Below are 24,207 nucleotides of genomic sequence, written 5' to 3' on the forward strand. Positions count from 1 at the left end.
TCTGCTCCGTTCGGGTGCGGCAGGATCGATCGATGGAGCACGAACACCGCGACATCAGCCTGCTTCCCAAGGCCCATCTGCATCTGCACTTCACGGGATCGATGCGGCCCACGACGCTCATCGAGCTGGCCGACAAGTACGGCGTCCACCTTCCCGACGCGCTGAGCAGCGGTACGCCTCCCAAGCTGCGGGCGACCGACGAGCGCGGCTGGTTCCGCTTCCAGCGGCTCTACGACATCGCCCGTTCCTGTCTGCGGGCGCCCGAGGACATCCAGCGGCTGGTGCGCGAGGCGGCCGAGGAGGACGTCAGGGACGGTTCGGGGTGGCTGGAGATCCAGGTCGACCCCACCTCGTACGCGCCGCACCTCGGCGGGCTCATCCCGGCCCTGGAGGTCATCCTCGACGCGGTCGACGCGGCCTCGCGGGAGACCGGGCTCGGGATGCGGGTGCTCGTCGCGGCGAACCGGATGAAGCACCCCCTGGAGGCGCGGACGCTGGCCCGGCTCGCGGTGCGGTTCGCGGACCGGGGCGTGGTGGGCTTCGGGCTCTCCAACGACGAGCGGCGGGGCATGGCCCGGGACTTCGACCGGGCCTTCGCCATCGCGCGGGACGGCGGTCTCCTCGCGGCCCCGCACGGCGGCGAGCTGACGGGCCCCGCGTCCGTACGCGACTGCCTGGACGATCTGCGGGCGACCCGGGTCGGGCACGGGGTGCGGTCGGCTGAGGACCCCCGGCTGCTGCGCAAGCTCGCGGAGCGGGGCGTGACCTGTGAGGTCTGCCCGGCGTCCAACGTGGCGCTCGGGGTGTACGAGAAGCACGAGGACGTACCGCTGCGGACCCTCTTCGACGCGGGGGTGCCGATGGCGCTGGGCGCGGACGACCCGCTGCTCTTCGGCGCGCGGCTGGCGGAGCAGTACGAGATCGCTCGCCGGCACCACGGGTTCACGGACGCGGAGCTGGCGGAGCTGGCACGGCAGTCGGTGCGGGGCTCGGCGGCCCCCGAGGGCGTGCGGACGAAGCTGCTCGCGGGGATCGACGACTGGATCGCCGACTGACCCTCGGGGCGGCGGGGGCCGGGGGGGGCGTACTAGAGCGCGACGCCCACGGTCACCGGCTCGTTCACCAGGGTGATCCCGAAGGCGTCCCGGACCCCGGCCACGACCTCGCGGGCGAGCGCGAGCAGGTCCTCGGTGGTCGCCTCGCCCCGGTTGGTGAGGGCGAGCGTGTGCTTGGTGGAGATCCGCGCCGGCCCGGAGCCGTACCCCTTGGTGAACCCGGCCCTGTCGATCAGCCAGGCGGCGGAGGTCTTGGTGCGCCCGTCGCCCGCGGGGAAGGCCGGCGGGGTGACGTCCGCGCCGAGCCGCTCGGCCACGCGTGCGCGGAAGACGGCGTACTCCTCGTCCGTGAGGATCGGGTTGGTGAAGAACGACCCGGCGGACCAGGTGTCGTGGTCCTCGGGGTCCAGGACCATGCCCTTGCCGGCGCGCAGCCGCAGGACAGTCTCGCGGGCCTGCACGAGCGGCACCCGGTCCCCCGCCTCGACGCCGAGGGCGCGGGCGGTCTCCGGGTACTTGACGGGCGCGGACAGGCCGTCGGCGTCCTCGAGAGCGAAGCGGACCCGCAGCACCACGTACCGCTCGGGGTGTTCCTTGAAGAGGCTGTGGCGGTACGAGAAGGCGCACTCGGCGTTGGTGAGGGTGACCGTCTCCTCGGCGCGCCGGTCGTAGGCGACGACCTCGGTGACGGTGGCGGAGACGTCCTGCCCGTAGGCGCCGACGTTCTGGATCGGGGTCGCGCCGGCGGAGCCGGGGATGCCTGCGAGGCACTCGATCCCGGCGAGCCCGGCCTCGACGGTGCGGGCCACGGCGTCGGTCCAGACCTCGCCCGCGGCGAGCTCCAGCCGGGTCCCGTCGAGGGAGAAGCCGGTGGTGGCGACGCGCAGCGCGGTGCCGTCGAAGCCCTTGTCCCCGATGACCAGGTTGGAGCCGCCGCCGATGATGAGGAGCGGTGTCCCGGAGGCGTCGGCCTCGCGGACCGCGGCGACGACCTCGTCGTCGGTGGTGGCCGTGACGAGCCGGGCGGCGGGGCCGCCGAGCCGGAAGGTGGTCAGGGGGGCGAGGGGGGCGTCGTGAAGAAGCTGCACGGGCTCAAGAGTACGGTCCACGCGTGGAGCGGGGTGTTCCACGCGTGGACCGACGTCGGAGTCAGGCGAGGCGGACCACGGCGCGGCTCATGCCCAGCACCTTCTGGCCGGCGGAGGTCGCGGTGAGGTCCACCCGCACCCGCTGGTCGTCCAGCTTCGCGGCGACCTTGGCGCTGACCTCCACGAGGGCGCCCGTGTCGTCGTTGGGGACGACGACCGGCTTGGTGAAGCGGACGCCGTACTCGACGACGGCGGCGGGGTCGCCGGCCCAGTCGGTCACGACCCGGATCGCCTCGGCCATGGTGAACATGCCGTGGGCGATGACGTCGGGGAGGCCGACCTCCACCGCGAACTTCTCGTTCCAGTGGATGGGGTTGAAGTCCCCCGAGGCGCCGGCGTACCGGACGAGCGTGGCGCGCGTCACGGGGAAGCTCTGCGCGGGCAGCTCGGTGCCGACCTCGACCTCGTCGTAGCTGATCTTCGCGGTCATGGTCAGGCCCCCTCGGGTGCGCGGGAGACGAGCTTCGTCCAGGCGGTGACGACGTGCTCGCCGGAGGCGTCGTGGACCTCGCCGCGGATGTCCAGGATGTCGTTGCCGGCGAGGGACTTGATCGCCTCGATGGTGGAGGTGACCGCAAGCCGGTCCCCGGCGCGTACGGGCCGGGTGTAGGCGAACTTCTGGTCGCCGTGGACGACCCGGCTGTAGTCGAGGCCCAGCTGGGGGTCCTCGATGACCGCGCCGGCCGCCTTGAACGTGATGGCGAACACGAAGGTGGGCGGGGCGATCACATCGGGGTGACCCAGCGCCTTGGCCGCCTCGGTGTCGGTGTACGCGGGATTGGCGTCGCCGATGGCCTCGGCGAATTCGCGGATCTTCTCGCGGCCGACCTCGTAGGGCGGGGTGGGCGGATAGGTCCGGCCCACGAAGGACTGGTCGAGCGCCATGGACTCGATACCTCCTGGATCTGTTGCCGACAAACGACACGAGGCCGCCCCCGAGTGGGGACGGCCTCGTGTACGAGCCTGATTAACGCGTCTCGCGGTGCGCGGTGTGCGAGTTGCAGCGAGGGCAGTGCTTCTTCATCTCAAGACGGTCCGGGTTGTTACGCCGGTTCTTCTTGGTGATGTAGTTCCGCTCCTTGCACTCCACGCAGGCCAGCGTGATCTTCGGGCGGACGTCGGTGGCAGCCACGTGAGTGCTCCTTGGACGGACGATGGACGGATGAACGCATAAAAGAGTAGCCGATCGAAGGACCGACCCCACAATCGGCTACCGTGTGTAGCGGTGACCGGACTTGAACCGGTGACACAGCGATTATGAGCCGCTTGCTCTACCGACTGAGCTACACCGCTTTGATGATCCGGATCCCGTCCGAAGACGGGTTCCTTCTCACCAGAGCCCCAATACGGAATCGAACCGTAGACCTTCTCCTTACCATGGAGACGCTCTACCGACTGAGCTATTGGGGCGAGCGAGGAAGACATTACACGGTCTCCGGCCCATCACCCAAATCCGTTTCGCGGTGCCCGCGCGACGGCCCCCACCAGGTGTCACGTACGCCACTCGTGGCCTCATCGGTACGACTATTGCGGTCCTCCTCGAAGGTCGCCGCGAGCGCCCCTAGGCTCGGCCCCACGCTTCGTGATCTTGATCTTGAGGAGCCTTGAGGAGCCCCGATGTCAGCCGAAAGCAAGCAGCCCCAGCCGCCCGAGGACGGGGCCGCCACCACCGCCGACTCGACCTCGCTCCTGCTCTCCCACGCCCGGCTCACCGACGGCCGGACCGTGGACGTCCGGCTCGTCGGCGGCCGCATCGAGGCCGTCGGCACGGCCGGGAGCCTCACCGCCGTGGGCGCGCGCGTGGACCTGACCGGCTATCTGCTGCTGCCTGCCGCCGCCGAGCCCCACGCCCACGCCGACACGGCGCTCTCCGCCGACTCCCCCGGCCCCGTCTCGTACGCGCCCGAGGACGTCCAGCGCCGCGCCACCGAGGCCGCCCTGCTCCAGCTCGGCCACGGCGCGACCGCGCTCCGCGCGCACGTGCGCATCGGTGACGTGCAGGGGCTCGGGCCGCTCGAAGCCGTCCTCCAGGCCCGGCGCTCGCTGCGCGGCCTCGCCGACCTCACCGCCGTGGCCGTGCCGCGGCTGCTCACCGGGGTGGCGGGCGCGGACGGCCTGGCGATGCTGCGGGACGCGGTGAAGATGGGCGCCGGGGTGGTCGGCGGCTGCCCGGACCTCGACCCGGACCCGGCCGGCTACGTGGAGGCGGTCCTGGAGGTCGCGGCCGAGCACGGCGTCCCGGTGGACCTGCACACCGACGGGGACGACCCGGCCCGGCTGGCCCGGCTCGCGGCGATGGCCGGGGGGCTGCGGCCCGGGGTGACGATCGGCCCGTGCGCGGGGCTCGACGGGCTCCCCGCCGACGCGGCGCGGCGGGCTGCGGACCAGCTGGCGGCGGCCGGGGTGACGGTGGTGTGCCTGCCGCAGGGCGGCTGCGGCGGTACGGAGCGGCGCGCGGCGGCGCCCGTACGGCTGCTGCGGGCGGCCGGGGTGCGGCTCGCGGCGGGCGGCGGAGCGCTGCGGGACGTGTCCAACCCGGTGGGGCGGGGGGATCCGCTGGAGGCGGCGTACCTGCTGGCCTCGCTCGGCGGGCTGCCGGCCGAGGAGGCGTACGCGGCGGTGAGCGCGGGGGCGCGGGACGTCATGGGCCTGCCGGAGGTGCGGGTGGAGGCGGGCTTCCCGGCGGAGCTGCTCGCGGTGCGGGGCGAGCGCCTGGCGGGCGTGCTGTCCCTCGCGTACAGCCGGATCGTGGTGCACCGCGGGCGGGTGGTGGCGCGGACCAGCGCGGTGCGGGAGTACTGCGACTCCGCGGCGGCGCTCGATCTGCCGCGGCAGGCGCGTCCGGAGCGTCCGCCCGAGCCGGGAAGCCCTCCGGCCGGTCCCGTCGTACGGTCGTGAGTATGCGCATCGTCATCGCTGGAGGACACGGACAGATCGCCCTGCGCCTGGAGAGGCTGCTCTCGGCGGGCGGGCACGAGGTCGCGGGGATCATCCGCAGACCGGAACAGGCCGGGGACCTGAGGGACGCGGGGGCCGAGCCCGTCGTCCTGGACCTGGAGTCGGCGTCGGTGGAGATGGTCGCCGCGGTCCTGCAGGGCGCCGACGCGGCCGTCTTCGCGGCGGGCGCGGGGCCGGGCAGCGGCGCGGACCGCAAGGACACGGTGGACCGCGCGGCGGCGGTGCTCTTCGCGGACGCGGCGGAACGGGCGGGCGTACGCCGGTACATCGTCGTCTCGTCGATGGGCGCGGACGCCACGCACGCGGGTGACGGGGTCTTCGACGCCTACCTGCGCGCCAAGGGCGCGGCCGACGACGAGGTCCGGTCCCGTACGGCCCTGGACTGGACGATCCTGCGCCCCGGCAGCCTCACGGACGACGCGGGCACCGGCCTGGTCCGCTTGGAGGCCCGCACGGGCCGCGGCCCGGTCCCCCGCGACGACGTGGCGGCGACGATCGTCGAACTCCTGGACACCCCGGCGACGGCCGGTCTGACCCTGGAACTGGTCTCGGGCTCGACCCCGCTCGCGGTCGCCGTGAAGGACGTGGCCGGAAACTGACGGGCGGGCGCCACTCCCGGAAACGAAGGAAGGTCCCCGGTGCAAGCACCGGGGACCTCCCGTATCGCGTGGCGACGCCAGGATTCGAACCTGGGTAGGCTAAGCCGACGGATTTACAGTCCGCTCCCATTGGCCACTCGGGCACATCGCCATGAGATCGCTGCCGTGGAGCCGCTTTTCGGCGGTGTTCCGTGGCAACGACGTAAACAATACCTGATCCCCGGGGGTGGTTCGCCACCGGATTGATCAGCGGTTCGGGCCGTGGCACACCCCCTAGGCTTTGGGCTGTACCCCACAGCATCCGAGCAAGGAGCCACGAGTCATGGCCGACTCCAGTTTCGACATCGTCTCCAAGGTCGAGCGGCAGGAGGTCGACAACGCCCTCAACCAGGCCGTGAAGGAGATCTCCCAGCGCTACGACTTCAAGGGAACCAACGCCTCGATCTCCTGGTCCGGCGAGAAGATCCTGATGCAGGCGAACGGCGAGGAGCGCGTCCTGGCGATCCTCGACATCTTCCAGACGAAGCTGATCAAGCGCGGGATCTCGCTGAAGTCGCTGGACGTCGAGGGTGAGCCGCAGCTGTCCGGCAAGGAGTACAAGCTCTTCGCGTCGGTCACCGAGGGCATCTCGCAGGAGAACGCCAAGAAGGTCGCGAAGACCATCCGGGACGAGGGTCCCAAGGGCGTCAAGGCGCAGGTGCAGGGCGACGAGCTGCGCGTCAGCTCGAAGAGCCGGGACGACCTGCAGGCCGTGCAGGCGCTGCTCAAGGGCAAGGACTTCGACTTCGCGATCCAGTTCGTGAACTACCGCTGACCTCGGTGAGGCTCGTGTCCGAATCCCGCCAGCCCGAGGGTCGGCGGGCCCCGCACACTGGACGTGGAAGACCCGTGCGGGGAGAGGAACGAGCCATGACCGTGTACGCGTACGTCGACGGCCCCCTGGGCGAGATGCTGCTGGTCGGGCAGCTCGCCGGAGGGGGCCGTGCCGTGCTGCGCTCGCTGTCCCTGCCGGGGCAGAAGGGCGCCGTCGCGGTCCGGGACGGCTGGACGCTCGCGCCCGAGGCGTTCGGCGCGGCCGCCGAGCAGCTGGGCGAGTACTTCGCCGGGCGCCGGGACCGGTTCGACCTGCCGCTGGCGGGCGACGCCGGGACCCTGTTCCAGCGGCGCGTCTGGGCGGCCCTGGACGAGATCCCGTACGGCACCACCGTCTCGTACGGGGAGATCGCCCGGCGGGTCGGCTCCCCCGGCGCCGGGGTCAGGGCCGTGGGAACGGCGATCGGGCGCAATCCGCTGCTCCTGGTGCGGCCCTGCCACCGGGTGATCGGCGCCGACGGGAGCCTGCGCGGCTACGCCGCCGGGCTGGAGCGGAAGGAACGGCTCCTCGCCCTCGAAGGGGCCTCCGTGTGACCGAGGGGCTCTTCCCCCGTGAGCGGGCCGTCGTCGCGCCCGGCGCCGTGCACGTGCCCGCGTGGCTGCCGTTCGCGCGGCAGCGGGAGCTGGTGGACGCCTGCCGGGAGTGGGGGCGCGCGGTGCCGTACCGGCACACCGTGCTGCCCGGCGGGGGTGTCATGTCGGTGCGGTCTCTGTGCCTGGGCCGGCAGTGGGTGCCGTACCGCTATCTCGACACGGTGGGCGTCGAACTGCCGGACTGGCTCGTCGCCCTGGGCCGGGAGGCGCTCGTCGAGGCGTACGGCGACGCGGGCGGTTTCACCCCCGACACCGCGCTGGTGAACTTCTACGCGCCGGGGGCGCGGATGGGCATGCACCAGGACCGGGAGGAGCGCGCGGACGCGCCGGTGGTGTCGCTGAGCCTCGGCGACCGGTGCGTGTTCCGCTTCGGGAACGAGGAGGGCCGGGGCCGGCCGTATCAGGACGTCGAGCTGGCCTCCGGTGACCTCTTCGTCTTCGGTGGGGCCTCGCGGTGGGTCCATCACGGGGTGCCCAAGGTGTACCCGGGGACGGGCGAGCCGGCGCTCGGCCTCACCGGCCGGCTCAACATCACGCTCCGGGAGACCGGACTGCAGGGCGGCGGGACGCCCCCTGGGGGCGTGTCGCGGAACACGCTTTAGGCTGCGGCGCATGACACCGGAACTGCGCCGCTCCCTCGGCCTCTTCGACGCGGTCGTGATCGGGCTCGGCGCCATGGTGGGGGCCGGGATCTTCGTCGCCCTCGGGCCCGCCGCCGGGGCGGCCGGGTCGGGGGGCGGGCTGCTCGGGGCGCTCGGGATCGCCGCCGTCGTCGCGTACTGCAACGCCATGGCCTCGGCCCGGCTCGCGGCCCGCCACCCCCGCTCGGGCGGCACCTATGTGTACGGTCGCGAATGCCTCGGATCGTTCTGGGGCTATCTGGCCGGCTGGGCCTTCGTGGTGGGCAAGACGGCCTCGTGCGCGGCGATGGCCCTGACGGTCGGGGTGTACGTGTGGCCGGGGCACGCGCACGTGGTGGCGGTGGCCGCCGTGGTGGCCCTGACGGCCGTCAACTACGGGGGAGTTCAGAAGTCGGCGCTGCTGACGCGGGTGATCGTGGCCCTGGTCCTCGCCGTGCTCGCCGCCGTCTGCGCGGTGTCCCTCGGGGCCGGCGGGACGGCGCCGGCCACGGTCGGCGAGGAGCTCACGGCGGGTGGGGTGCTCCAGGCCGCGGGTTTGCTCTTCTTCGCATTCGCGGGGTACGCGCGGATCGCCACGCTCGGGGAGGAGGTCCGCGACCCGGCGCGGACGATCCCCCGCGCGGTGCCGACGGCCCTCGGGATCACCCTCGCCGTGTACGTGCTCGTGGCGGTGAGCGTGCTCGCCGTCCTCGGTCCCGCGGCCCTCGCGGACTCCCCCGTCCCGCTCGCGGACGCGGCCCGCGCGGCGGGCGCCGCCTGGCTGGTGCCGGTGGTGACCGTGGGCGCGGCGGTCGCGGCGCTCGGCTCGCTGCTGTCGCTGATCCTCGGGGTGTCCCGCACGACGCTCGCGATGGCGCGGGACGGGTACCTGCCGGCCGTGCTGGCCGCCGTGCATCCCCGCTTCCAGGTGCCGCACCGGGCGGAGCTGGCGGTGGGCGCCGTGGTGGCCCTGGTGGCGGCGACGGCGGACGTGCGGGCCGCGATCGGCTTCTCGTCGTTCGGGGTGCTCGTCTACTACGGGATCGCGAACGCCTCCGCCTGGACCCTGGGCGGGCGGAGCCGGCCGCTGGCCGCGCTCGGTCTGGCCGGGTGCGGGGCGCTCGCGTTCGCGCTGCCGCTCGGGTCGGTCCTGGCGGGTTCGGGGGTCGTCGCGGCCGGGGTGGTGGCCTGGGCCGTCAGCCGGGGGCGGCCCGTGCCCCCGCGGACCTGAGGGCCGGGCCCGCGGGCCGCGCACGACGTGTCCCCCGGTCCGTCAGCGGGCCGCGTACATGTGCCCCTGGTCCGTGGGGACGATCTCCTTGCCGAGGGGCAGCAGCGACACCGGGATCAGCTTGAAGTTCGCGATGCCGAGCGGGATGCCGATGATCGTGACGCAGAGGACGATGCCGGTGGTGATGTGGCCGAGGGCGAGCCACCAGCCGGCGAGGATCAGCCACAGGACGTTGCCGACGAGGGAGGGGGCTCCCGCGTCGCCGCGGTCGACGACCGTCTGCCCGAAGGGCCACAGGGCGTAGACGCCGATGCGGAAGGCGGCGAGTCCGAAGGGGATACCGATGATCGTGATGCAGAGCAGGACGCCCGCGAGCATGTAGCCCAGGAACATCCAGAAGCCGCACAGGATCAGCCAAATGACGTTGAGGATCGTCTTCACGGGCGGTGACCTGCCATCTGTTCGAGCCGGGCGATCCGCTCGGCCATCGGCGGGTGGGTGGAGAACATCTTGGACATGCCCTGACCGGGCCGGAACGGGTTCGCGATCATCATGTGGCTCGCGGTCTCGATCCGGGGCTCGGCGGGCAGCGGGAGTTGCTTCGTGCCGGCGTCCAGCTTCCGCAGGGCGCTGGCCAGGGCGAGCGGGTCGCCGGTGAGCTGGGCGCCGGAGGCGTCGGCCTCGTATTCGCGGGAGCGGGAGATGGCCAGCTGGATGACCGAGGCGGCGACCGGGCCGAGGATCATGATCAGGAGCATCCCGAGCAGTCCGGGGCCGTCGTCGTCGCTGGAGCGGCCGACCGGGATCAGCCAGGCGAAGTTGACCAGGAACAGGATCACGGAGGCGAGCGCTCCGGCGACCGAGGAGATGAGGATGTCCCGGTTGTAGACGTGGCTGAGCTCGTGGCCGATGACCCCGCGCAGCTCGCGCTCGTCGAGGAGGGCGAGGATGCCCTCGGTGCAGCAGACGGCGGCGTTGCGCGGGTTCCGGCCGGTCGCGAAGGCGTTCGGCGCCTGGGTCGGCGAGATGTAGAGCCGGGGCATGGGCTGGCGCGCCTGTGTGGACAGCTCCCGCACCAGTCGGTAGAGCGCGGGCGCCTCGAACTCGCTGACCGGGCGGGCGCGCATGGCCCGCAGCGCCAGCTTGTCGCTGTTCCAGTACGCGTACGCGTTGGTGCCGAGCGCCACGACGAGCGCGACGATCAGCCCCGTACGCCCGAAGAAGCTGCCGATGACGATGATGAGGGCCGAGAGCCCTCCGAGAAGTACGGCGGTCCTCAGCCCGTTGTGCCGGCGGTGCACGGTACGCCCTCCAAGTGGTGCGGCAGGGGAACCCTTTGCGTTTCATCCACTCGTCCAGTGGACCCTTCCGTACTGGTCAACGCCAGGCGGGAGGTTCGGGTTCCCCCGGCCGTACCGGGGGCGCTGTGGGCCGTTCGGGTCAGAGGGCCGCCGTAGGGGCCGTCAGAAGAGGCTGTTGGCGGCGAACCGGAGCGCGAACTGCGGGTAACCCGACAGCACGGCGCCGGCGCCGGCGGTCAGCGCGATCGCCAGGGTGATCGGCGCGGGGGACCTGGGGGCGGCCTTCTCGACGGCGGCCCCTTCCGGCGTGCGGAAGAGCAGGGCCGTCCAGCGGAGGTAGTAGAAAAGGGCGATCACGACGTTGATGCCCATGACCACGGCCAGCCAGCCGAGGCCCGCGTCGACGGCCGCGGAGAAGACGGTCACCTTGGCGAAGAGGCCGATGATGCCCGGGGGCAGCCCGGCCAGGTTCAGCAGGAAGAACGCGAGCGCGAGGGCGGCGGCGGGGCTGCTCGCGTACAGGCCCCGGTAGTCCGCGATCCGGTTGCCCGGGTGGCTGCGGGCTACCAGCGCGACGACGGCGAACGCGCCGAGGTTCACCACGGCGTACATCAGGGCGTAGGCGACGGTGGCGCCGATCTGGTCGTCGCTGGAGTACGCGGCGGCGGCGATCGGCACCAGGAGGTAGCCCGCCTGGGCGACGGAGGACCAGGCGAGCAGCCGGACCGCGCTCCACGCGCGCGTGGAGACCTGCCGCAGGGCTGCGACGTTGCCCGCGGTCATGGTGAGCGCGGCGAGGACGGCGAGCGCCGGGCCCCAGACGTCCGCGTACGACGGGAACGCGACGACCGTCACCAGGATGAGCCCGGTGAAGCCGACGGCCTTGCCGACCACGGAGAGGTAGGCGGCGACGGGCAGCGGGGCGCCGACGTACGTGTCGGGCACCCAGAAGTGGAAGGGGACGGCGGCCGTCTTGAAGGCGAAGCCGACGAGGGTGAGGGCCACGCCCGCCTCGGCGAGCGTCTGGAGCTGGCCGGGCACGTCGTCGAGGCGCTGGGCGAGCTCCGTCAGGTGGAGGGTGCCGGTCGCCGCGTACACGAAGCTGACGCCGAGGAGGGTGACGGCGGTCGCGGTGACGGAGGAGAGGAAGAACTTGAGCGCCGCCTCGCCGGACCTGCGGTCGCCGCGCTTGAGGCCGACGAGCGCGAAGGCGGGCAGCGAGGCCACCTCCAGGGCGACGACGAGGGTCGCGAGGTCGCGGGAGGCGGGCAGCAGGGCGGCGCCCGCGGCCGAGGAGAGCAGCAGGAACCAGAATTCGCCGGCCGGGAGCTTCTCCCGGGTCTCGGTGAGCGAGAGCAGGGCCGTCAGGAGCGCGCCGCCGAGGACGAGCAGCTGGATGACGAGGGTGAAGTGGTCGGCGGTGTAGCTGCAGGCCCTGACCTGGGTGTCCGCGGTGAGGCAGAAGGTGGAGCGGTCGCCGGCCCGCAGCGGCACGAGGAGGGCGAGGGCGGCGGTGAGGCCGCCGATCGCGGTCCAGCCGAGGAGCTGCTTGCGCTCCTCGGGGACGAACAGGTCGGCGACGAGGACGACGAGGGCGATCACGGCCGTCAGGGTGGGGGGCGCGATCGTGAGCCAGTCGACGGACTGGACGAGCGACGACGTCACTGGGTGCCTCCGGCGAGGAGCTTCTGGACGGCCGGGTCGGTGAGGCCGAGGAGGACGGCGGGCCAGAGTCCGGCGAGGACGGTGAGGGCGACGAGCGGGGTCCAGGCGGCGAACTCGTACCCCTGGACGTCGGCGATCGGCGTCTCTCCGGCGGGCCTGGGGCCGCCCATGCAGACGCGGCGGACGACGAGGAGGAGGTACGCGGCGGTGAGGAGGGTGCCGAACGCGCCGATCGCCATGAAGGTGAGGAACGCGGGCCGACTGAGGCCCTCGGCCGGCTCGAACGCGCCGAACAGGGCCAGCATCTCGCCCCAGAACCCGGCCAGGCCGGGCAGTCCGAGGGAGGCGACGGCGGCGAAGGCGAGGAGGGCGCCGAGGCGTGGGGCGCGGCCGTAGAGGGCGGCGCCGGTGGCGCCCGCGAGGGTGTCGAGGTCGGCGGTGCCGTACCGGTCCTTGACCGCGCCGACCAGGAAGAAGAGGAGGCCGGTGACGAGGCCGTGGGCGACGTTGGCGAAGAGGGCGCCGTTGACCCCGGTGGGGGTCATGGTGGCGATGCCGAGGAGGACGAAGCCCATGTGGCCGACGGAGGAGTACGCGATGAGTCGCTTGAGGTCGCCCTTGTTGCCGGGCCGGACGAGGGCGAGGCAGGCGAGCGATCCGTAGATGATCCCGGCGACGGCGAAGGCGGCGAGGTACGGGGCGAAGGTCCGCATCCCGTCGGGCGTGATCGGCAGGAGGATCCGGACGAAGCCGTAGGTGCCCATCTTGAGCAGGACACCGGCGAGGAGGACCGAGCCGACGGTCGGGGCGGCGGTGTGGGCGTCCGGGAGCCAGCTGTGCAGCGGCCACATCGGGGTCTTCACCGCGAGCCCGATTCCGATCGCGAGGACGGCGATGACCTGCACGGACGCGGTCAGTCCCCGGCCGTTGTCGGCGGCGAGCGCCACCATGTCGAACGTGCCCGCCTTCACCCCGATGAGGAGCAGGCCGAGCAGCATGACGACGGAGCCGAGCAGCGTGTAGAGGATGAACTTCCAGGCGGCGGCCTGCCTGCCCTCGCCGCCCCAGCGGGCGATGAGGAAGTACATCGGGATGAGGACCATCTCGAAGGCCAGGAAGAACAGGACGAGGTCGAGGACGGCGAAGGTGGCGAGGGTGCCGGACTCCAGGACGAGCAGGAGCGCGACGAAGCCCTTGGGGGAAGGGCCGGCCGGCATCTTGAAGTAGCTGTACAGCGCGCAGAGGAAGGTCAGCAGCGCGGTCAGGACCAGGAGGGGGAGGGAGATGCCGTCGACACCGAGGTGGATGCGCACGTCGAGTGCCCTGATCCAGCTGATGTCCGTGGTGGCCTGCATCTTCGACGGCTGGTCGTGGTCGAAGCCCAGGGTGAGGACGATCGTGGCGAGCAGGATCACGCCGGTGACGGTGACGCCGTGGCGGAGCACGGCCTGGTCGGGTGACGTCCCCTTCAGTCCGGGCGGGGCCGGGAGGAGGGCGGCGGCCGCGCCGATGAGCGGCCCGGCGACGATCGACGCCAGAAGGAACTGCATCACGGATTCGCTGATATCGATCACGGCTCACGCTCCGGCGACGGCGTTGGCGAGGGCGACGGCGACGATCGCCAGGACGACGGAGCCGGCGAGCAGGGCGCTGAGGTAGGTCTGCACGTTGCCGGTCTGGGCGCGGCGGACGAGCCATCCGAGCCCCTTGGTGGCGCTGCCCGCGCCGCTGACGTAGGTGTCGACGACCTCGCGGTCCAGGAAGCGGACCAGGGAGGCGGCGGCGAGGACGGGCCGGACGAACGCCGCCCGGTAGACGGCGTCCAGGTGGAAGCCGTCACCGGCGGGGCCGTGCAGCGGCCCGAGGAGGACGCGGCCGGGGTCGGCCGGGTCCTCGGCGGGGTGCGGCAGGCGCAGCGCCTCGGCCTCGACCTGACCCGCCTCGGCGTCCGGGTGCGCGACATGCGGTGCGGGGGCGCCGGCCGGGGTCCGGGCGGCGAGGGTGCGCCAGACGGCGTAGGTGACGGCCGCTCCGGCGACGGCGAGGCCCGTGCCGAGGACGGCCGTGGTGACGGTCGGGGTGAGGGCGTGCCCGTCGAACCAGTCGTCGAGGTACGTGACGGTCAGACCGAAGCCGAGGGAGGGGATCGCGAGGACCCACAGGACGCCGGTCATCGCGAGCGGCTGGCGCCCGTGGTCCGGGGCCTCGGCGCCCCGGCCGCGGAAGGTCCGCAGCCAGAGGCGGAGCGCGTAGGCCGCCGTCAGCAGGGCGGTGAGCAGGCCCGCGACGAGGACGGTCCAGCCGGCCCCGGCCGGGGCGACGGTCCGGTCCCCGAGCGCGGTGTGCTCGGCGGCCACCAGGACGGCCTCCTTGGAGAAGAAGCCGGCGAAGGGCGGGATCGCGGCGAGCGCGAGGAGGGCGACGGTCATCGTCCAGTACGCGTCGGGGACCCGCTTCGCGAGGCCGCTCATGCGGGACATGGCGGTCAGCGAGTTCGTACCGGCGGCGTGGATGACGGCGCCGGCGGCGAGGAAGAGGAGCGCCTTGAACGCGGCGTGCGACAGGAGGTGGAAGACGGCGGCGCCCCGGTCGCCGACGGCGAGGGCGCCGGCCATGTAGCCGAGCTGGCCGATCGTCGAGTAGGCGAGGACCCGCTTGATGTCGTCCTGGGCGAGCGCGGCGAGCGCCGAGCCGACCATGGTGAGCGCGGCCATCACGGCGAGCACGGTCATGGCGGCGGCGGAGGCCGCGAAGACGGGCAGCAGCCGGGCCGTGAAGTAGATGCCGGCGGCGACCATCGTCGCCGCGTGGATGAGCGCGGAGACGGGGGTGGGGCCGGCCATGGCGTCCGGCAGCCAGGTGTGCAGCGGGAACTGGGCCGACTTGCCCGCCACGCCGGCGAGCAGCAGCAGCGCGACGAGGGTGGGGTGGTCGAGGCCGCCGCTCGCGACGGCGCCGAGGACGCCCGTGATCCGGAAGGTGCCGGCGTCGACGGCGAGCGCGAAGAGACCGATGAGGAACGGGACGTCACCGAGCTTGGTGACGAGGAAGGCCTTCAGGGAGGCGGACCGCGCCTCGGGGGTCTCCCAGTAGTGGCCGACGAGGAAGTACGAGCAGATGCCCATGATCTCCCAGCCGACCAGGAGCACCATCAGGTCGCCGGAGTAGACGACGAGCAGCATCGCGGAGGTGAAGAGGGAGACGAGCGCGGCGTACGAGGGGTAGCGCGGGTCCTCGCGGAGGTAGCCGGTCGAGTAGATCTGCACACAGGTGGCGACGACGCCGACGAGGACGGCGACGAGGGCCGCGAAGCCGTCGATGTACAGGGCCAGGTCGATGGGGACCGAGCCGGTGGGGGTGAGCTGGGTGGCGGCCTCGATCGTCTTCCCGCCGCCCTGGCGGACGGCGACGAGGACGGCCAGGACGGCGGCGGCGAGCGTCGGCAGCACGGCGAGCGGGCGGACGAGGCCGGGCGCGGTGCGGCCGAGCAGGAGGCCGGCGACGGAGCCGAGGAAGGGGAGCAGGGGGACGAGGACCGCGAGGGTCGTGGTGGTCACGCGGTGGCCTCGGCCTTCTCGCCGGTGGGCGTGTCGTCGGCGCTCTCGTGCGGCTCCTCCGCCGTGTCGCGGAGGCGGTCGACGTCCGAGGTGCCCTTGTTGCGGTGGACCATCAGGACGATCGCGAGACCGATGCCGATCTCCGCGGCGGCGATGGCGATGGTGAAGAGGGTGAGGGCCTGGCCCGCGTGGAGGGTGTCGCGGAGCCAGACGTCGAAGGCGACCAGGTTGAGGTTGACGGCGTTGAGCATCAGCTCGACGGACATCAGGACCAGGATCGCGTTGCGGCGGGCGAGGACGCCGTACACGCCGACGGCGAAGAGGAGGGCGGCGAGGACGGCCGGGTAGACGAGATGCATCAGCGCTCCCCCTCCTTCTTCTTCCGGGAGAGCACGATGGCGCCGACCAGGGCGGCCAGGAGCAGGACGGACAGCGCCTCGAAGGGCAGCACCCAGTGCCGGAAGAGGATCTCGCCGGTCACCTTCGTGGAGCCCTGGACGGCTCCGTCCAGGTCGATCCAGGTCGTACGGAACGCGTCGACGACCACCCAGACGAGCGCGGCAGCGGCTGCCAGGGCGACCGCGACGGCGACCGGCCGGTTGCCGGAGTCGGCGTCCGGGGAGTGGCCGATGGGGGCCTTCGTGAGCATGAGCCCGAAGAGGAGGAGGACGACGACGGAGCCCACGTAGATCAGGACCTGGACCCAGGCGATGAACTCGGCGGTGAGGAGCAGGTACTCCACCGCGAGGCCGCCGAGCGCCACGACCAGCCAGAGCGCGGCGTGCACGAGCTGGCGGGTGGTGACGGTGACGAGGGCGGCGCCGAGGGTGACGAGGCCGACGAGGACGAAGGCGATCTCGACGCCGGTCGGCGAGAGGAAGCCGTGGGTCTGCTGTGCCGCGGCGGCGAGGATCACTGCTGCTCCTCCTCGGCCTGGGCGGCCCGGGCGGCGGCTTCGGCCTCGGCCTGGGCCGCGGCGGCCGCCGCGGCCTTCTCGGCGGCCTTGCGGGCCGCCGCGATCTCCTTCGGCTCCTCCGCGCCAGGGTCGAGCGCGGGCGGTTCCGGAACCGTCCACATCCACTCGCGGAGCTTGTCGCGCTCGTGGGTGAGCTCGTGGATGTCGGTCTCCGCGTACTCGAACTCGGGCGACCAGAACAGCGCGTCGAACGGGCACACCTCGATGCAGATACCGCAGTACATGCAGAGCGAGAAGTCGATGGCGAACCGGTCGAGGACGTTCCGGCTGCGCTCGCGGCCACCGGGGGCGGCCGCCGGCACCGTCTCCTTGTGGGAGTCGATGTAGATGCACCAGTCGGGGCACTCACGGGCGCAGAGCATGCAGACCGTGCAGTTCTCCTCGAACAGCCCGATGACCCCGCGGGTGCGGGGCGGCAGCTCGGGCTGGACGTCCGGGTACTGCGCGGTGACGGTCTTCCTCGTCATCGTGCGGAGGGTGACGGCGAGGCCCTTGGCGAGGCCTGAGCCGGGGATAGGAGCCATCAGTTGATCGCCACCTTCACGATGCCGGTGAGCGCGATCTGCGCGAGGGCGAGCGGGACGAGCGTCGTCCAGGCCAGCTTCTGGAGCTGGTCCTCACGCAGGCGCGGGTAGCTCACCCGCAGCCAGATCACGACGAAAGCGAGGACGGCGGTCTTCAGGAGGGTCCAGACCCAGCCGAGACCGTCCGCGCCGAAGGGGCCGTGCCAGCCGCCGAGGAACAGGACGGTGGTGAGGCCGCACAGGACGACGATGCCCGCGTACTCGGCGAGCAGGAACAGGGCGAAGCGGAGGCCGGTGTACTCGGTGTACGCGCCGAAGATGATCTCCGAGTCGGCGACCGGCATGTCGAACGGAGGCCGCTGGAGCTCCGCGAGGCCGGCCACGAAGAAGACGAGCGCCCCGGCGATCTGCCAGGGCACCCACCACCACTCGAAGGCGTTCAGGATGCCGGGGAGGGAGACGGTGCCTGCGGCCATCGCGACGGAGGCGGCGGCGAGCAGCATCGGGAGTTCGTACGCGAGGAGCTGGGCGGCGGTACGGAGGCCGCCGAGCAGCGAGAACTTGTTCGCGGACGCCCAGCCGGCCATCAGGCTGCCGAGGACGCCGACGCCCATCACGGCCAGCACGAAGAAGACGCCCGCGTCGACGACCTGACCGACGGCTCCCTCGCTCGGGCCGATCGGGATCGCGACGAGAACGAGCAGGTACGGGAGGAGGGCGACGGCCGGCGCGAGCTGGAAGACCCGCCGGTCGGCGTCCTTCGGGACCACGTCCTCCTTCTGCGCGAACTTCACGCCGTCGGCGACGAGCTGGGCCCAGCCGTGGAAACCACCGGCGTACATGGGGCCGAGGCGACCCTGCATATGGGCCATGACCTTGTGCTCGGTCTGCCCGACGACGAGGGGCAGCACGAGGAAGACACCGAAGACGACGAGGAGCCGGAGGGCGACGTCGAGTACGTCGTTCACGCGGGATCGCCTCCGGCGGGGGTGGTGGGGTCGGTGCCGTCGCCGCGCGGGGCGGGGTCGGTCGCGGGGACTTCGGGCTGCGGGCCGGGCTCTTGGGCCTGGTCCTTGGCCCGGTCCTGGTCCTGGGCCTTGGCCTGCGGCCTGGGCTCGGGGGGCGCTTCCTCGTCGAAGGCCGGGCGGGCGTGGTGCCAGGGGGCGTCCGAGCTGCGGGTACGCGGAGCGGCCGGGGCGGCGGGCGGCTCCGGGGCCGGAGCCGTCCCATCCGGCTCGGGCGCCGGAGCCGCAGCGGGCGTCTGGCTCGCCGAGCCGTCGGACGCCGAACGGGAGCGGCGCGGCGCGCGGGCCCCGGCGGGCGGGGTGCCGGTCACCGCACCCGTGCCGGGAGCCGCTGCTCCCGTCGCGGGGGACGCAGACTCCGGAGCCGTCGCATCCGGCTCGGGCGCCGGAGCCGCAGCGGGCGTCTGGCTCGCCGAGCCCTCCGACGCCGAGCGCGAGCGGCGCGGCGGGGCCGCCGGGGCCTCGGGCGTCGTGCCGGGCTCCGCCGACGTCTGGCTCGCCGAGCCCTCCGATGCCGTGCGGGTGCGGCGCGGCGGGCGGGTCGCCGAAGTGTCGGGCGTCGTGCCGGGATCCGCCGGGGTCTGGCTCGTCGAGCCCTCTCCCACCGAGCGGGTGCGGCGGGCCGGGCGGTCGCCGGCTGCCGCTCGGGCCGGGCGGGCCGGGGCAGGGGGGAGCTGGCCCTTCAGAGGGCCCCAGTCGTTGGGGTCCGGGACACCCGGGGGGAGCATCTGACGGCGCTTCGGGCCGCCGTCGTGGGACTCGCCCGGTTCCTTCGCGCCCGGCCACGCCTTGGCGACCCGCGCCGCCAGGACGAAGTCCTTGCGCAGCGGGTGGCCCTCGAAGTTCTCCGGGAGGAGGAGCGGCACCAGGTGCGGGTGTCCCGTGAAGTCCACGCCGAACATCTCGTGGGTCTCGCGCTCGTGCCAGCCGGCGCCCGCGTACACCCCGATCGCCGTGGGCAGGACGGGGGCGGAGTGCGGCACGGTCGTACGGACGAGGAGGCGGCGCGGGCCGCCCTTGGCCAGCGCCACCACATGGGCGCAGACGCGGAAACCCGTGCCCGGCTCGTCGACCGCGCTCAGCCAGTCGAAGTACGTGCAGCCCAGGACGTCACGGGCCGTGGTGAGCGCCTCGATCCAGGACGCCGGCGGGACGTCGACCGTCAGGAGGTCGTACGCCCGCTCCGCCGTCGCGTCCTCGCCGAAGACCTCCGTGACGGCGTCGGGGAGCGTGTCGTAGGCGGTCATGCCGTGTCCTCCGGCCGCGTGACCAGGGGGCTCGTCAGCTGGGAGACCGAGGCGGCCGTCGCGTACCGCTCCGCCAGGCTCTCCCGCGCGATCTTCTCCTGGAGCTTGAGGATGCCCTGGAGCAGCGCCTCGGGGCGGGGCGGGCAGCCGGGGACGTAGACGTCGACGGGGATGATCTGGTCCACGCCCTTGGTCACCGCGTACGAGTCCCAGTACGGGCCGCCGCAGTTCGAGCAGGCGCCGAAGGAGATGACGTACTTCGGTTCCGGCATCTGCTCGTACAGGCGCTTGACCGCCGGCGCCATCTTGTCGGTCACCGTGCCCGACACGATCATCAGGTCGGCCTGGCGCGGGCCCGGCGCGAACGGGATGACGCCGAGGCGGATGAAGTCGTGCCGGGCCATCGACGCGGCGATGAACTCGATCGCGCAGCAGGCGAGCCCGAAGTTGAAGACCCACAGGCTGTAGCGGCGGCCCCAGTTCAGGACGACCTTCATGGGCTCGGGGGCCAGGCGGGCCAGCGGCCCCAGCTTCGGAGCGGGCAGGGGTGTTACGTCCATGACAGGACGCCCTTCTTGTACGCGTAGAGCAGCCCCACGGCCAGGAAGCCGAGGAAGACGAACATCTCGACCAGGGTCGTGGCGCCGTAGCCGGGCGCCGCGAAGACCGTCGCCCAGGGGAAGAGGAAGATCGAGTCGACGGCGAAGACGACGTAGAGGAAGGCGTACACGTAGTAGCGGACCTGGGTGTGGGCCCAGCCCTCCCCCACGGGGTCGACACCGCACTCGTAGGTGAGGAGCTTCTCGGGCGTCGGCACCACGGGCCGGAGCAGCCGGCCCGCGCCGAACGCCACGGCGACGAAGAGCACGCCGACGACGGCGAGCAGGCCGACGACGGAGTACGTCTGGAAGTAGTCCGCCGCGTCGGCCGCGACAACGGTCGGTTCCCGCACGTCCGCCCCTCGGTCTCGGTGTCTCATGAGTCACTTCTGTACGCACGCGAGTCTAGGCCCTGCTAAAGGGACCGTAAGCAGTCGCGTACACGCCGCTGGTGGGGATATCCCCCCTGCCGCTCACCCACCTCCCCCATGGCGTCGCGCGGGCACCGACCGGCAGTCTGGGGAGCATGACCGCTGATCTTGACTCCGCCGGGTCCTCCGGCTCCGCCGTCGCCCCACGTCCGCCCCGGCGTACCGCCTACGGCAGGGAGACCTGGAAGGAGATCGCCTTCCTCCTCTCCAACCTGTTCACGGCCGTGGCCGGTTTCGTCTACGCGGTGGTGAGCGTGGTCCTCGGCGTGGGGCTCTCGGTCACCGTGATCGGGCTGCCGCTGCTCGCCCTCGGGCTCGGCGGCGCCCGACTGATCGGGCGGTCGGAGCGGGGGCGGGCGCGCGGGCTGCTAGGGGTGGAGGTCGCCGAGCCGTCGCCGCTGCCGGTGCGGGGCGGCTTCTTCGGCTGGCTGTGGACGACGCTGAAGGACCCGGTAGCGTGGCGGACGCAGCTGTACGGGCTGATCCGGCTGCCCTGGGGGATCGTGACGTTCACGGTCACGCTGGTCTCGCTCATCGTCCTCTGGCCCGTCCTGCCCTTCCTGTCCCGGGGCCTGGCCAACGCCGACCGGGGCATGGTCCGGGGTCTCCTCTCGCCCTCCGACGAGCTGGAGCGGCGGATCGCCGAGCTGGAGTCGGACCGGGGCGTGGTCGTCGACACCGCCGCGGCCGACCTGCGGCGCATCGAGCGCGATCTGCACGACGGCGCGCAGGCCCGGCTCGTCGCCCTCGCGATGGGGCTGGGCCTGGCGAAGGAGAAGCTCCTCGACGACCCGGAGACGGCCGCGGCCATGGTCGACGAGGCGCACGGCGAGGTGAAGCTCGCGCTGCAGGAGCTGCGGGACCTGGCCCGGGGCATCCACCCGGCGGTCCTCACCGACCGGGGGCTGAGCGCCGCGCTGTCCTCCGTCTCGGCGCGCTGCACGGTGCCGGTGAAGGTGACGGTGGATCTGACGGAGCGGCCGGCCGAGGCCATCGAGGGCATCGCGTACTTCACGGTGTCGGAGCTGCTCCAGAACGTCTCCAAGCACGCGCGTGCCCGGTCCGCGTCCGTGGAGGTGTGGCGGTCGAAGGACAGGCTGCTGCTCCAGGTGCGGGACGACGGGGCGGGCGGGGCGCGCTTCGACGGCGGCACGGGGCTCGCGGGGCTCGCGGAGCGGCTCGGCGCGGTGGACGGGCTCCTCGTCCTGGACTCCCCGGAGGGCGGCCCGACGACGGTCACGGCGGAACTGCCGTGGCGCTCGCGACCGGCAGGCTGACGGCGCGACTGCCGCGGCGCTCACGACCGGCACGGTGACGGCGCGACTGCCGCGGCGCCCACGACCGGCACGGTGACGGCGCGACTGCCGCGGCGCCCACGACCGGCACCCGGCACGGTGACGGTCCCAGCCGTCGTGAGCGCGGCTCGCGGCCGGCACGGTGACGGTCGCGGCCGTCGTGAGCGCGGCTCGCGGCCGGGGCCGGGCCGGGCCGGCCGCGGCTCGTGGCCGGCCCCGATGACGGGCGTCCCCGGGGTGCCGCCACCGGCCACCCCGCGTGACCGTCGCCGCCCACCCCGCGTCACCCCCACCGCCCACCCCGCCTGACCGCCACCGCCCGTCCTCCTGGCCCCAGGTAGGGAAAACCCCCGCCCGGAGACGCCCACCCGCCTCATGGTCCGGCGGGCCCCGGGGCGGAACCCTGGAACACGTACGACACCCTCCCCAGCGAAGGACCCCCGCCGATGGCCTCCCACCGACTTCCCGCCGCGATCCGCGCGCCGTTCGAGGCCCGCACCTGGCGCGCCCTCCTCCACGTGCTGATCGGCCTGCCGCTGAGCGTCTGCTGGTTCGCGCTCTCCGTCGCCTTCGTCTCGGCCGGCGCCGGACTGCTCATCACCTTCCTCGGTGTGCCGATCCTGGCCGGGGCGCTCGCGATGTGCCGGGGCTTCGGCGTGGTGGAGCGGGCCAGGGCGCGCGGCCTGCTCGACCTCGACGTGCGGGCGCCGGAGCCGGTGCGGGGCAAGACCGGCGGGGCGTTCTCGTGGATGGGGGCCATGCTGAAGAGCGGGGCGTCGTGGCGGCACCTGCTGTACGCGGTCGTGCACATGCCGTGGGCGGTGTTCTCGTTCTCGGTGACGGTGGCGTTCTGGTCCTGGGGCTGGGGCCTCCTGACGTATCCGCTGTGGCGGTGGGTGTTCCCGGCGTACCTGGGGCAGGACGGGCTCCAGCTGTACGGGGACGGCTCGCACGACCTGTACCTCGACTCGCCCTTCGAGGTGGCCGTGACCAGCCTGGTCGGGCTGCTGTTCGTGATGGCGGGGCCGTGGCTGCTGCGCGGGTTCGTCGCCGTCGACCGGTTCCTGGTGTCGGGGCTCCTCGGCCCCTCGCGGCTCGCCACCCGGGTGACGGAGCTGGAGTCGGACCGGGGCGTGGTCGTGGACACCGCCGCCGCCGACCTGCGGCGCATCGAGCGGGACCTGCACGACGGCGCGCAGGCGCGGCTCGCCGCGCTCGCGATGGACCTGGGCCTCGCGAAGGAGAAGCTCGCGGAGGACCCGCGGGCGGCGGCGGTGCTCGTCGACGAGGCGCACGGCGAGGTGAAGCTCGCGCTCCAGGAGCTGCGGGACCTGGCCCGGGGCATCCACCCGGCGGTCCTCACCGACCGGGGGCTGGACGCCGCGCTGTCGGCGGTCGCGTCCCGGTGCGCGGTCCCGGTGTCGGTGGACGTGGACCTGCCGGCCCGGCCGGTCCCGGCGATCGAGGGCATCGCGTACTTCACGGTGTCGGAGCTGCTGCGGAACGTCACGGCGCACGCGGGCGCGCGGCGGGCGTGGGTGGACGTGTGGCGGGCGGGCGACCGGCTGATGCTCCAGGTGCGGGACGACGGCGTGGGCGGGGCGGAGTCGGTGGCGGGGCGGAGCCTGGCGGGGCTCGCGGAGCGGGTGGGGGCCGTGGACGGCGTCCTGGCGGTGGACTCGCCCGCGGGCGGACCGACGACGGTGACGGCGGAGCTGCCCTGGCGCTCGTGAGCCCCCTCGCCGGCCCGGGAGTGCCATGCTGGGGGTCGCATTCGGCGACAGCGGACATGGGGGCGTACGGCGTGGGTGGGCGAGATGGAGCGGTGCGGGTGGTCATCGCCGAGGATTCGGTGCTGCTCAGGGAGGGCCTGACCCGGCTCCTCACCGATCTGGGGCACGAGGTCGTCGCCGGGGTCGGGGACGGCGAGGCGCTCGTCGAGACCGTCGCCGGTCTCGCGGACAAGGACGAGCTGCCGGACGTGGTCGTGGCGGACGTACGGATGCCGCCGACGCACACGGACGAGGGCGTGCGCGCGGCGGTGCGGCTGCGCAAGGAGTACCCGGGGCTCGGCGTCCTGGTCCTCTCGCAGTACGTGGAGGAGCAGTACGCCACCGAACTCCTGGCCGGTTCCAGCCGGGGCGTCGGGTACCTCCTGAAGGACCGGGTCGCGGAGGTCCGCGAGTTCGTGGACGCGGTCGTGCGGGTCGCCGGGGGCGGTACGGCCCTGGATCCGGAGGTCGTGCAGCAGCTGCTGGGCCGGAGCCGTCAGCAGGACGTGCTGGCGAACCTGACGCCGCGCGAGCGGGAGGTCCTCGGTCTGATGGCGGAGGGCCGGACGAACTCGGCGATCGCGAAGGCGCTGGTGGTGAGCGACGGCGCGGTGGAGAAGCACATCAGCAACATTTTCCTGAAGCTGGGTCTGTCACCGAGTGACGGCGATCATCGACGGGTACTCGCAGTGTTGACATATCTGCGATCCTGATTGTCTGACACTCTGTCAGTTGAC

Annotated in this window: 26 protein-coding genes and 3 tRNA genes; 10 read left to right on the top strand and 19 right to left on the bottom strand. The window is 73.0% G+C overall.

The annotated features are described in order from the left end of the window. Window positions 1–32: 32 nt before the first annotated feature. Window positions 33–1,055: an adenosine deaminase gene (locus AMK29_RS09045; RefSeq protein WP_198942199.1), complete on the top strand. Its 1,023-nt coding sequence runs from the start codon at window positions 33–35 to the stop codon at window positions 1,053–1,055. A 32-nt stretch (window positions 1,056–1,087) separates the two neighbouring features. Here AMK29_RS09045 and AMK29_RS09050 read toward each other — a convergent pair whose 3' ends face one another. The 6 genes from AMK29_RS09050 to AMK29_RS09075 all read right to left on the bottom strand — a co-directional run bounded on the left by AMK29_RS09050 (window position 1,088) and on the right by AMK29_RS09075 (window position 3,613). Further along, entirely contained in the window at window positions 1,088–2,185 is a 1,098-nt protein-coding gene (locus AMK29_RS09050) for a UDP-N-acetylmuramate dehydrogenase (protein ID WP_443334055.1), read from the bottom strand. A 19-nt stretch (window positions 2,186–2,204) separates the two neighbouring features. Then, window positions 2,205–2,633 carry a MaoC family dehydratase gene (locus AMK29_RS09055; RefSeq protein WP_073810264.1) on the bottom strand — a complete coding sequence of 143 codons (429 nt, stop codon included), beginning with the start codon at window positions 2,631–2,633 and terminating at the stop codon, window positions 2,205–2,207. A gap of 2 nt (window positions 2,634–2,635) precedes the next feature. Continuing rightward, a complete protein-coding gene (locus tag AMK29_RS09060; RefSeq protein ID WP_073810265.1) occupies window positions 2,636–3,088 on the bottom strand; it encodes a MaoC family dehydratase N-terminal domain-containing protein in 453 nt (150 codons plus the stop codon). Between the two features lie 82 nt (window positions 3,089–3,170). Further along, entirely contained in the window at window positions 3,171–3,335 is a 165-nt protein-coding gene (gene rpmG / locus AMK29_RS09065; RefSeq protein ID WP_003956487.1) for a 50S ribosomal protein L33, read from the bottom strand. An 88-nt stretch (window positions 3,336–3,423) separates the two neighbouring features. After that, a tRNA-Met gene (locus AMK29_RS09070) sits at window positions 3,424–3,496 on the bottom strand. A gap of 44 nt (window positions 3,497–3,540) precedes the next feature. Then, window positions 3,541–3,613, bottom strand: a tRNA-Thr gene (locus tag AMK29_RS09075). Window positions 3,614–3,820: 207 nt separating this feature from the next. Here AMK29_RS09075 and AMK29_RS09080 point away from each other — a divergent pair. After that, window positions 3,821–5,101: an amidohydrolase family protein gene (locus tag AMK29_RS09080; protein WP_073810268.1), complete on the top strand. Its 1,281-nt coding sequence runs from the start codon at window positions 3,821–3,823 to the stop codon at window positions 5,099–5,101. Between the two features lie 2 nt (window positions 5,102–5,103). Next, a complete protein-coding gene (locus tag AMK29_RS09085) occupies window positions 5,104–5,760 on the top strand; it encodes an NAD(P)H-binding protein (RefSeq protein ID WP_073810271.1) in 657 nt (218 codons plus the stop codon). Between the two features lie 69 nt (window positions 5,761–5,829). On the opposite strand, the gene AMK29_RS09090 is transcribed toward AMK29_RS09085, so the two are convergent. Beyond that, a tRNA-Tyr gene (locus AMK29_RS09090) sits at window positions 5,830–5,911 on the bottom strand. A gap of 171 nt (window positions 5,912–6,082) precedes the next feature. On the opposite strand from AMK29_RS09090, the gene AMK29_RS09095 reads away from it, so the two are divergent. The 4 genes from AMK29_RS09095 (at window position 6,083) to AMK29_RS09110 (ending at window position 9,078) form a co-directional block, all read left to right on the top strand. Then, window positions 6,083–6,574, top strand: coding sequence for a YajQ family cyclic di-GMP-binding protein (locus AMK29_RS09095; protein ID WP_073810273.1), 492 nt, complete (start codon window positions 6,083–6,085; stop codon window positions 6,572–6,574). Between the two features lie 95 nt (window positions 6,575–6,669). Beyond that, on the top strand, window positions 6,670–7,167 hold the full coding sequence (locus AMK29_RS09100) for a methylated-DNA--[protein]-cysteine S-methyltransferase (RefSeq protein ID WP_073810276.1): 498 nt from the start codon (window positions 6,670–6,672) through the stop codon (window positions 7,165–7,167). Next, window positions 7,164–7,829, top strand: coding sequence for an alpha-ketoglutarate-dependent dioxygenase AlkB family protein (locus AMK29_RS09105; RefSeq protein WP_073810278.1), 666 nt, complete (start codon window positions 7,164–7,166; stop codon window positions 7,827–7,829). The genes AMK29_RS09100 and AMK29_RS09105 overlap by 4 nt, the downstream gene beginning before the upstream one ends. Before the next feature lie 10 nt (window positions 7,830–7,839). Beyond that, entirely contained in the window at window positions 7,840–9,078 is a 1,239-nt protein-coding gene (locus tag AMK29_RS09110; protein WP_073810281.1) for an APC family permease, read from the top strand. A 42-nt stretch (window positions 9,079–9,120) separates the two neighbouring features. Here the strand turns inward: AMK29_RS09110 and AMK29_RS09115 are convergent, their stop codons facing one another. The 12 genes from AMK29_RS09115 to AMK29_RS09170 form a co-directional block, all read right to left on the bottom strand. Further along, window positions 9,121–9,519, bottom strand: coding sequence for a YccF domain-containing protein (locus tag AMK29_RS09115; RefSeq protein ID WP_073810284.1), 399 nt, complete (start codon window positions 9,517–9,519; stop codon window positions 9,121–9,123). Next, a complete protein-coding gene (htpX, locus tag AMK29_RS09120; protein ID WP_073810287.1) occupies window positions 9,516–10,379 on the bottom strand; it encodes a zinc metalloprotease HtpX in 864 nt (287 codons plus the stop codon). The genes AMK29_RS09115 and htpX overlap by 4 nt, the downstream gene beginning before the upstream one ends. 162 nt (window positions 10,380–10,541) lie before the next feature. After that, complete coding sequence (locus tag AMK29_RS09125) at window positions 10,542–12,044, bottom strand: NADH-quinone oxidoreductase subunit N (RefSeq protein ID WP_073810290.1); 1,503 nt, start codon at window positions 12,042–12,044, stop codon at window positions 10,542–10,544. Continuing rightward, window positions 12,041–13,594: a complex I subunit 4 family protein gene (locus AMK29_RS09130; RefSeq protein WP_073810746.1), complete on the bottom strand. Its 1,554-nt coding sequence runs from the start codon at window positions 13,592–13,594 to the stop codon at window positions 12,041–12,043. The genes AMK29_RS09125 and AMK29_RS09130 overlap by 4 nt, the downstream gene beginning before the upstream one ends. Before the next feature lie 27 nt (window positions 13,595–13,621). Continuing rightward, entirely contained in the window at window positions 13,622–15,601 is a 1,980-nt protein-coding gene (locus AMK29_RS09135) for an NADH-quinone oxidoreductase subunit 5 family protein (protein WP_073810293.1), read from the bottom strand. Continuing rightward, window positions 15,598–15,960 (bottom strand): NADH-quinone oxidoreductase subunit NuoK, encoded by a 363-nt coding sequence (nuoK, locus tag AMK29_RS09140; RefSeq protein ID WP_073810295.1) that lies wholly within the window; start codon window positions 15,958–15,960, stop codon window positions 15,598–15,600. Before nuoK ends, AMK29_RS09135 begins: the two co-directional genes overlap by 4 nt. Next, complete coding sequence (locus AMK29_RS09145; protein ID WP_073810298.1) at window positions 15,960–16,517, bottom strand: NADH-quinone oxidoreductase subunit J family protein; 558 nt, start codon at window positions 16,515–16,517, stop codon at window positions 15,960–15,962. The genes nuoK and AMK29_RS09145 overlap by 1 nt, the downstream gene beginning before the upstream one ends. Then, the gene (locus tag AMK29_RS09150) at window positions 16,514–17,101 is read right to left on the bottom strand and encodes a NuoI/complex I 23 kDa subunit family protein (protein ID WP_073810300.1); all 588 of its coding nucleotides are present in this window, start codon (window positions 17,099–17,101) and stop codon (window positions 16,514–16,516) included. Before AMK29_RS09150 ends, AMK29_RS09145 begins: the two co-directional genes overlap by 4 nt. Continuing rightward, window positions 17,101–18,069, bottom strand: a complete 969-nt coding sequence (locus AMK29_RS09155; protein WP_073810302.1) for a complex I subunit 1/NuoH family protein — start codon at window positions 18,067–18,069, stop codon at window positions 17,101–17,103. Before AMK29_RS09155 ends, AMK29_RS09150 begins: the two co-directional genes overlap by 1 nt. Continuing rightward, on the bottom strand, window positions 18,066–19,373 hold the full coding sequence (locus tag AMK29_RS09160) for an NADH-quinone oxidoreductase subunit C (protein WP_073810304.1): 1,308 nt from the start codon (window positions 19,371–19,373) through the stop codon (window positions 18,066–18,068). Before AMK29_RS09160 ends, AMK29_RS09155 begins: the two co-directional genes overlap by 4 nt. Further along, window positions 19,370–19,933 carry an NADH-quinone oxidoreductase subunit B gene (locus tag AMK29_RS09165; RefSeq protein ID WP_073810306.1) on the bottom strand — a complete coding sequence of 188 codons (564 nt, stop codon included), beginning with the start codon at window positions 19,931–19,933 and terminating at the stop codon, window positions 19,370–19,372. The genes AMK29_RS09160 and AMK29_RS09165 overlap by 4 nt, the downstream gene beginning before the upstream one ends. Beyond that, window positions 19,924–20,352: an NADH-quinone oxidoreductase subunit A gene (locus AMK29_RS09170; RefSeq protein ID WP_073810307.1), complete on the bottom strand. Its 429-nt coding sequence runs from the start codon at window positions 20,350–20,352 to the stop codon at window positions 19,924–19,926. The genes AMK29_RS09165 and AMK29_RS09170 overlap by 10 nt, the downstream gene beginning before the upstream one ends. Window positions 20,353–20,498: 146 nt before the next feature. Here AMK29_RS09170 and AMK29_RS09175 point away from each other — a divergent pair, with 146 nt between their 5' ends. From AMK29_RS09175 to AMK29_RS09185, 3 genes are all read left to right on the top strand, one after another. Then, window positions 20,499–21,680: a sensor histidine kinase gene (locus tag AMK29_RS09175; RefSeq protein WP_073810309.1), complete on the top strand. Its 1,182-nt coding sequence runs from the start codon at window positions 20,499–20,501 to the stop codon at window positions 21,678–21,680. Window positions 21,681–22,144: 464 nt separating this feature from the next. Then, complete coding sequence (locus AMK29_RS09180) at window positions 22,145–23,431, top strand: sensor histidine kinase (protein ID WP_073810311.1); 1,287 nt, start codon at window positions 22,145–22,147, stop codon at window positions 23,429–23,431. A 92-nt stretch (window positions 23,432–23,523) separates the two neighbouring features. Continuing rightward, on the top strand, window positions 23,524–24,183 hold the full coding sequence (locus AMK29_RS09185; RefSeq protein ID WP_073810313.1) for a response regulator transcription factor: 660 nt from the start codon (window positions 23,524–23,526) through the stop codon (window positions 24,181–24,183). Window positions 24,184–24,207: the final 24 nt, after the last annotated feature.

The organism is Streptomyces sp. CB02261 (assembly GCF_001905665.1).
In the GTDB taxonomy this organism is placed as follows: Bacteria; Actinomycetota; Actinomycetes; order Streptomycetales; family Streptomycetaceae; genus Streptomyces.